General features: G+C 49.3%; 1 pseudogene. It reads right to left on the bottom strand.

Annotated elements, in window-relative coordinates:
• Window positions 1-242 (bottom strand): annotated as a pseudogene (gene eno, locus KMS84_RS44520) (phosphopyruvate hydratase); the annotation flags it as partial.
• Window positions 243-280: the final 38 nt, after the last annotated feature.

Below are 280 nucleotides of genomic sequence, written 5' to 3'. Positions count from 1 at the left end.
CTCAAAGACTCAAGTATTTCGGTATTTACATTGCTAACGGCTTTTAAAACTCCTTTGCCGGAATACCGCTGTATATCTTGGTCACGCAACTCAACTGCTTCGTGAGCGCCTGTAGAGGCACCGGACGGTACTGAAGCCCGGCCCAGGGCTCCGCACTCCAAGGTGACGTCGACTTCAACGGTAGGGTTACCGCGTGAATCGAGAATTTCACGTGCATGAATGGCCTGAATTTGCGTTTTCATAGATCTTCTCCAAGTAACGATTCGGGAACGTCATTATC

It is taken from the genome of Streptomyces hilarionis (assembly GCF_024539675.1).
In the GTDB taxonomy this organism is placed as follows: domain Bacteria; phylum Actinomycetota; class Actinomycetes; order Streptomycetales; family Streptomycetaceae; genus Streptomyces; species Streptomyces hilarionis.
The sequence above is the reverse complement of the archived record's forward strand: the minus strand, read 5'-3'. Positions and strand labels throughout refer to the sequence as shown.